The sequence below is a fragment of the Oleiphilus sp. HI0043 genome (assembly GCF_001634935.1).
Window position 1 is genome coordinate 1 of sequence record NZ_LWEY01001681.1, and the last position, 1,034, is coordinate 1,034.

At 46.9% G+C, this 1,034-nt stretch carries 1 protein-coding gene; it reads left to right on the forward strand.

Features of this window, described 5'->3' with window-relative positions; translation table 11 throughout:
- Positions 1–77: 77 nt before the first annotated feature.
- A partial coding sequence (locus A3729_RS25495; protein ID WP_068634418.1) for a D-alanine--D-alanine ligase occupies positions 78–1,034 on the forward strand: 957 nt, incomplete at its 3' end.

The following is a 1,034-nucleotide window of genomic DNA, read 5'->3' on the forward strand; positions in this document are numbered from 1 at the left end:
CTTACTCAGGGGGCGGGTAGCGTCGGTCAGATAGCTATTCGTTTGTCGGAAGATGGCGAGTTGTTGGAGGCTTGTTCATGAGTTCAGTGGCGGACAAGCTAGGTAAAGTTGCCGTTATTATGGGAGGAACCTCGGCGGAGCGCGAGGTGTCTCTGAAAAGTGGTCAGGCTGTCCTGGATGGCTTGCTGCGTAAAGGTGTTGATGCCTTCAAACTGGATTTTGGTGGAGAGATTGAAGACCTGGTCAAACACATGCCTTTTGACCGGGCATTCTTAGCGCTTCATGGACGTGGTGGTGAAGATGGCACGATACAGGGTGTTTTAGAGACCCTGAATATTCCGTACTCCGGTAGTGGTGTAATGGGCTCTGCCATTGGCATGGATAAGACACGAACTAAGTACCTTTGGCAGGGGATGAATTTACCGACACCTAAGTTTAGTTATGTAGAGAAGTTGAACCCGGAAATGCTCACCCGCCTGGTTTCATTGATGGGTTTCCCGTTGGCAGTTAAACCTTCTCGTGAAGGGTCATCGATTGGTGTGTTTAAAGTAAATAATCAGACACAGCTGGAAGCCGCAGTAAGTAAGGCTCTGGAAATGGATGAGCAAGTGCTTTTGGAGCAGTGGATAGAAGGTGATGAATATACAGTTGGCTTGTTGAATGGTTCGCCATTACCGGTAATTGGCTTAAAAACCAGCCATACCTTTTATGACTATGAAGCGAAGTACGAGTCAGATTCTACACAATATTTATTACCCTCAGGCTTATCTGATGAAGAAGAGCAGAGTCTGGGGAATTTGGCGGAAAGAGCATTTAGTGCCTTAGGCTGTTCTGGCTGGGGGCGTGTCGATGTAATGCGCGATAGCAAAGGGCGCTTTTGGTTGTTAGAAGTTAACACCATACCAGGAATGACCAGCCATAGTCTGGTTCCTATGGCCGCGAAAGCTTCAGGTTTAGAGTTTGATGATTTGCTACTGGAAATACTGAAGTCAGCAGTGACAAACAAGCGCTTAAGCAAGAACAATAATAATGAT